At 32.6% G+C, this 7,434-nt stretch carries 4 protein-coding genes; all 4 read left to right on the top strand.

The window, feature by feature from the left end; translation table 11 throughout:
* The first annotated feature begins 33 nt into the window (after positions 1 to 33).
* The gene (locus HKP59_RS12840) at positions 34 to 120 is read left to right on the top strand and encodes a hypothetical protein (RefSeq protein ID WP_363288975.1); all 87 of its coding nucleotides are present in this window, start codon (positions 34 to 36) and stop codon (positions 118 to 120) included.
* Between the two features lie 362 nt (positions 121 to 482).
* The gene (locus tag HKP59_RS07175; RefSeq protein ID WP_291805006.1) at positions 483 to 1,373 is read left to right on the top strand and encodes a T9SS type A sorting domain-containing protein; all 891 of its coding nucleotides are present in this window, start codon (positions 483 to 485) and stop codon (positions 1,371 to 1,373) included.
* Positions 1,374 to 1,513: 140 nt separating this feature from the next.
* Entirely contained in the window at positions 1,514 to 7,039 is a 5,526-nt protein-coding gene (locus HKP59_RS07170) for a LamG-like jellyroll fold domain-containing protein (RefSeq protein WP_291805003.1), read from the top strand.
* A 25-nt stretch (positions 7,040 to 7,064) separates the two neighbouring features.
* Positions 7,065 to 7,434: hypothetical protein (locus HKP59_RS07165; RefSeq protein WP_291804999.1), on the top strand; the 370-nt coding region annotated here is incomplete at its 3' end.

Raw genomic sequence — 7,434 nt, 5'->3', positions numbered from 1 at the left:
TGGAATAAACATTTTACCAATAGGGAATTTTCAATTCCAATTCAAAAATCTTCTGGTGTTTATATTGTAAAATTCAAAACCATAAATGGTATTATTTCTAAAAAAATTGTATTGAATTAATACATTATAATTATACGTAATTCAATCAAAAAAATTCTTTAAACCACTAAAATTTGCTTTTTTAGTGGTTTTTTATATAAATAAATGGTACCTTTTTGGCAATAAATGGTAAAATATAAACGTAGCAAACCCCATTTTAGGGGTTTTACAAGCGTAAAAAACTAATAAATGGTACGTTTTTGTAAACAAATGGTAAATAAGTTGTTTTTTTGGTTATTTTTATAGAATTATTGTGTAAATTTACATAACAAAATAAAAGACCAAGTAGTCTTTTATAAAAAAGCATAAATATTAATAGAATAAACAAATAATTTATTTTTAATCAAGGTTTTTCTAACGAATTTCTTACTAAATCAAAAGTTATGAAAAAATCACTTACTTTAATCGTTTTATGTTGCTGTTTTTCGGTGGTAACATTTTCTTCAAATATAACTACTATAAATCAAGACGATTTGCGTCCAAAATTTAGAATTGGTTTTAACGCACCTGAAATAGATCATAGACAAATTTTACTAACAATAGACGAAAACACCTGCGATGGTTTTGATTGGGGTTATGATGCAGAGATTTTTCAAATTTTTAACGATGATATGTATTGGTTGTTGGATAATACCAAGTATGTTATTCAGGCTACCAATTGTTTAGCAGAAGAGAAAGAGTTTGCTTTAGGTATTAGAACCGTAAATGGAGGTTTAATTACTATTGGAATAGATCAAATTGAAAATCCAATTGAAGGCTATACACTTTATTTAAAAGATAAAGTACTCAATGAAATATATAATATTGAAGAAGAAGCTTATCAAGTGGCATTGGAAGCAGGGGAATATCATTCTAGATTCGTAATAATTTTTATAAGTACAGATTTAGATGAAGATGATATTTTAGTTGATACAAATACAGGTAACCTTATTGGTACAGACACTAATTATAGCGAAAATACCAAAGGAAATGAAAATGATTATTATGTAAATGATAATGAGCTACTAGAAATAAATAACGGTTCTGACCTAAAGTCTAACTTAATTATGTACGTGGCTAATGGATACAAAACCTTAACAGTTAAAAATACAAAACAAATAAAAATAAATAATCTTATTTTATACAATAGACTAGGTCAAATTACGCAGGTTTGGGATAATGTGAATTATTTAAATAACGAACAATTAAACCTACAAATTAACGCAAAAAAAGGAGTTTACATTATCCAAGCGACCACAGAAAAAGGAAATATTTCTAAAAGAATTTTACTATAATACCTATAAAACAGTTATGTAGCCATAGTTATTAACAATTTGTTAATAATTATAGGCTATTTGTTTATTAGGTTATGCAATAATTGTATTTGTAAGAAAAAATCCTTATTATTGCATAACCCAATTATAATGAATGAATTATGTATTTTAAACCCCAAATACTTAAAATAGCACTGTTCTGTGCAATTTTCTTTTCTATTAATTTTGCTTTTTCGCAAACATCATCTCAAACTTTTTTTACTGTTGATAATGGAACTGTCACAAATGAATTTACAGTTCCGGCAGGGGTTACTCAGCTAACAGTTGAAACATGGGGAGCAGGTGGAGCAGGAGTTGGTACTAATGTAGGAGGAGGAGGAGGAGGAGCTTTTGCAACTAACATTATTTCAGTTACTTCAGGGCAAACTTATACAATTGTTGTTGGAGCAGGAGCTAGTACAAATACTTCAGGTGGAAATTCTTATGTTTATTTAGTTTCAGGAACCAATTTGGTGGAAGCTGGAGGTGGATCTTCTACTACTTCTACTACTGGAGCAAATGGAGGAACAGTAATAATTGGAACAGGTTATGTAGGGGGAACTGGAGCTAATGGAGTGAATTCAGGTTCTCCTAGTGGTCGTCGTGGTGGAGGTGGAGGTTCTTCAGCAGGAACTGGAGCTAATGGAGCTAATGGAAATAACGGTATCGGAGGTACAGCTCCAGCAGGTGGTGGAGACGGTGGTGATGATGGAGTAAACGGAAGCACTCCAGGTGGTGGTGGTGGTGGTAATGGGAATGGTGCTGATGGGCAGATAATTATAACATATACTGTTGTATTATCACCTCCAACAATAACAAGCCTTGGTTCAACAAGTGGTTGTGAAGGTACTTCAATAACAATTAATGGAACAAACTTAACAGGTGCAACTGCAGCTAATGTAACTATTGGTGGAACTCCAGTAACATCAATAACCTCAAATAACGGAACAACTATTGTTGCAGTTATTGGAGCAGGAACTACAGGTACAGTTTCCGTAACTACCCCGGGCGGAACCGCTACAAGTGTGGCTACTTTTACGGTAAATTTAGCACCAACAATTACATCTACAACTCCTGCATCAGGTACTGGAACCGCTTCTCTTACTTTGGGCGCAACAGCATCGAGTGGTACTATTTCTTGGTATGCAAATTCAACAGGTGGTGCGGTTTTAGCTACAGGAACCAGTTTTACAACACCTCCTATTTCAACAACAACAACCTATTATGTTGAAGCTAATAATGGTACTTGTATATCTTCGCCTAGAACACCAGTTGTTGCAAGTTTTGCTACTTTTTCTGAAGTTATTGTTTCTGTGAATTGGCCAAGTTCATCCTCAGAAAATAGAGTTAAGATATTTAATCCATCAGGTGAATTAATTTCTACCATTGATAATGGATATTTAAGTAATTCTAATACATCTTACTCCAATACAATTAATTTAGGTTGTTTAGAAGATTTAAACAATTATTATTTTACGATGTATGATGGAAATAATAATGGTTGGGATGGAGCAGATAATATTACTATTACTGTTGGTGGAACTACCGTAATAAATCAAAATGGAGACACAGCTAATACTGCAGGTGTAACAGTAAATTTTAATGTTTCAGGAGGAGGCTGTGCCCTTTTAAGTCCTTTAACTATTGCTCCTGGGGGCGTTACTGATAAAATCCAATTATGGCTAAAAGCAGATAAAGGAATAACTAAAAATGGGTCTGACGAAGTAACAACTTGGGCAACTCAAGCATATGGTTCAAATGCTACTATTAATACACCTGGGCAAGAACCAACTTATAGAGATGCCGCGGCTTACAATGTGAATTTTAATCCAGTTGTCGACTTTGATAGCAATTATACACTTTCACCTTTAGACGAATTTTTTACATATAATAACACAAATGGAGATTTCATGGAAGGATCTTCAGGCTTTTATACACAAGAAATGTTTATTGTTCTAATTCCAGATGTTCCTATTAATTCAACTTTTGGAAATATGGATTTATTTTGTGGTGATGAAAGTTTATTAAAAGATGAAGAAGATGTAACAGGAATTGGTTTTGGGTTATATTCAGTTAGGGCTACTGATGAAGTTTTATCTTATGCTATAGGAACTTCATTAAAAAGTCCCCCATACATAGGGTATGGAGTTGTTGATAATAGTACAGGCACAAATTATAATAATGTAGGTATAATTAACACTAGAAATAGTGCTTCCGTTTATGCACAAGAATTATCCTACAATGCAAATGATGTTAAAACCTATGAAAATGATTTAACAGCATATTCAAATGTAAATGACTCTAGGTATTGGATAGGTAGAAGTGAAGCTTATGAAGCTGCTACTGACGCCAGAATAGCAGAAATAATAACTTATTCATCTCGTAAAGATGATATTAGTGAACGTAACAGAATAGAAAGTTATTTAGCCATTAAATACGGTATAACTTTAGGTGTTAATGGTACAAGTCAAGATTATGTAGATAGTGATGGAACTATAATTTGGGATGTAGATACTGGAGTTCCTGCGAATGATATTTTTAATTATGATATCGCAGGTATTGGTAGAGATGATGCATCTGAATTAAATCAAAAACAATCAAAAACCGTAAATACTGTTGATGATATTACTATTGGTTTAAATGAAATTGCAACCACAAATAATTTAAATGCAAATACATTTGCCTCAGATAAAACCTTTTTAGTTTGGGGTAATGACAATGCTACTTTAAATGGGCAACCTGCCGTTGTTGTTGATATGAGTTTGGGTATTACACCTGCAATAACTCCAGACGGTACTAAAGTTGAATTTACACCAATGGGAAGAAAGTGGAAAGTTGAAGCTAAGGGCTCCAACTTTTCAGCAAAAGTTTCAATTCCAGAAGGTCTACTAATTCCATTAGGGCCTCCACCAGGAGATTATTTGATGTTTATTTCAGATTCTCCAACATTTAGTCCAACCTCTGAGTATAGAATTATGAATTCAGATGGATTGGGAAATTTTAAAGCGAATTATACGTTTAGCACAACTAAATACATCACATTTGGATTTGCACCTGAGAAATCATTTGTCCGTTCTATACAATTTAACGGTTCTTCTGACTATTTAGATGCTGGAAATGTGTTGGATTTAAATCCAACTGGATTTACAATTTCAGCTTGGATTAAAAGAGCAAATACAAATGCATCCATTGTATCAAAACGTGATAATGGGTATACAACAGGATACGATTTTAAAATAAATAATTCGGGTAATTTAGAAATGTCCTGGAATGGTGGATCAGAAGTAATTACTTCTTCGGTTGCAATTCCAGTGGGGATTTGGCATCATGTAGCTGTCATTTATGATGGTACAGAAGCTAAATTATTCATTGATGGCCTTGAGGATGTATCTCAAACTGCAACAAAAAATGCACCAGTAACAAACTCTGAATCATTTTTGATTGCAGCCGCTGATGGAAACGAAGTAAATACCACATCATTTTTCAATGGAAATATTGATGAAGTAAGAGTATGGGATGCCGCTTTAACAGTAGATGAATTGCGTTTTGTAATGAATCAAGAAATTGAAACTAGCGGTGTAAATATTGAAGGCTCTTATTTTAAATTAAATAGTATAGTACCTACAAAATATGATATTAGTGATGGTTCAATAGATTGGTCAAATTTAAAAGGGTATTACCCAATGAGCACTTATACTTTTACCAATTGCAAGGATGCTTCAGGCAATGGAAATACTGCAGCGATTAAAAACTTAACAACAGTAGATTATCAAACAGCACCATTACCTTATGTTTCAGATGCTAATGGTCCTTGGGATACGGCTGCAACTTGGTTAAACAATACAGTTCAAAACTTACCAAATAGTGTTTCAATAATTGATGGAGTTAGTCCTATAGATTGGAATATAGTTGAAATAAATCATGATATTTCAGTTAAAACTAATACAGATTTAGGAAGAGAAAGAGAGGTTTTAGCACTTATTGTAAATAGTAATGAATTAACAATTGATGGTGATAATGCTGCAGGAACAGGAAATGGATTAACAATTACTCATTATTTTAAATTAGATGGACTACTTGATTTACAAGGCGAATCACAATTAATACAAACTATAGATAGTGATTTTGATGCTACTAGCACTGGAAGTATAGAACGTGATCAACAAGGTGAAGGAAATTTATTTAGATATAATTATTGGTCGTCTCCAGTTTATACAGGAAATGATGTAACCGGTGGTGATTATTCAACAGTGAGCGCTGCTCTAAGAGATGGAAGTAGTCCAGATGATGCAACATATCCACGTGCAATTAGCTTTACAGGTGGTTATAATGGTTTAATAGGCCCTCCAATTACATTAAGTACCTATTGGCTGTATAAATATGCTAATAAATCAGGTGCATATAGTGAATGGGTGTATGTTGGAAATACTGGTGAAATATACTCTGGTGAAGGATTTACAATGAAAGGAGCGGGAAACCCAGGCTCTTCAGATCAAAATTATGTATTTGTAGGAAAACCAAATAACGGTGTCATAAATTTAAATGTTGCAGTTGATAATAATTACTTAGTTGGAAATCCTTACCCATCAGCATTAGATGCAGATCAGTTTATTGCAGACAATGCAGCTACAATAACAGGGCCGTTATATTTCTGGGAGCATTATGGTGGCGATAGTCATAATTTAAAAGATTATCAAGGAGGTTACGCAACGTATAGTTTAGGAGGAGGTTTACCAGCAACTTCAGCCCATCCAGATGTAAGTCAAACATATCCAGGGGTTGGTTCTTTAAAAACTCCTGGAAGATACATCCCAATAGGTCAAAGTTTTTATGTGGTTGGTGATGCAATTGATGGTGGAACCATTGAGTTTAACAATGGTCAACGCTTCTTTAGGAAAGAAGTGGTTGGATCTTCTGTATTTATGAAGAGTAGCACTCCAAAATCTAAAATAGCAGCTATTGATTCTTCAGATATTCGACCTAAATTTCGAATTGGTTTTGAAGCACCAAAAATTGGTCATAGACAGATTTTATTAACTATTGACGAAAAAACAACCGATGGTATTGATTGGGGTTATGAAGCTGAAATTTATCAATCTTTTGAAGATGATATGTATTGGGTAATTAATGATACTAAATATATAATTCAAGCAACCAATACAATTAGCCTTGATAAAGAAATACCATTAGGAATTCAAACAAAAGAAGGAGGAACAGTAAGTATCAATGTTGATGCATTAGAAAATGTGCCTGAAAATATGTCTGTTTACATAAAAGATACCACAACAGGTGAAACGTATGATATTACAAATCAAGCCTTTGAAATTATGTTAGAAGCAGGTGATTATAACAACAGGTTTGTGTTAGCATTTCAGCCTCGTTTAAAAACATTGGAAGAAGTTAGTTTACTAGAAGGAGTTCATATTTTTATGAATAATACAATTTCAGAATTACAACTAAATAAAATTGTTGATACCAACATATTGAACGCTAGTTTATTTAATTTACTAGGTCAACAAGTAAAAACTTGGGATATAGAATCAAACGAACGTCTCATATCATTACCAATCCAAATTGCTACCGGAGTTTATATTGTGCGTGTAAATACAAGTACAGGAATGCTAACGAAAAAGATTATTATTGAATAAAATTTAATCTAAAAAAATAATTTTAATGAAGATAAAACTACTAGCACTTGTTTTACTATTTAATTCTATATTTGTTTTCTCTCAAGATAAACTAGAAAATTCTAATAGTGGGAAAAGGATTTCTATTACAAATCCATCAGAAACAATAATTAAAAAAATATTAGAATCTGGAATCGACTTGCGTTGTGGGGCAAATCATACCCATGAAGAATTGAAATTAGACCTTACCTATGCTGAAATAAAGCAATTAGACAAAGCAAATATTAAATACAATATTGAAATTGAAGACATTACAAAGTTTTATTCAGAAAGAGCAAAAAGAGATATGCCTAACGCTCAATCTCTTTTAAAAATTGAAAAAGCAAAAAGCAAAACACTAAATAAATCTATAACTA

Source organism: Lutibacter sp. (assembly GCF_013041805.1).
Classification (GTDB): Bacteria; Bacteroidota; Bacteroidia; order Flavobacteriales; family Flavobacteriaceae; genus Lutibacter.
This window is presented reverse-complemented; position numbering and strand designations above follow the sequence as displayed.

Bases quoted from the DNA above. Each gene is read 5' to 3' on its own strand.
- HKP59_RS07175 (WP_291805006.1), top strand. From the start codon at position 483: ATGAAAAAATCACTTACTTTAATCGTTTTATGTTGCTGTTTTTCGGTG.
- HKP59_RS07170 (WP_291805003.1), top strand. From the start codon at position 1,514: ATGTATTTTAAACCCCAAATACTTAAAATAGCACTGTTCTGTGCAATT.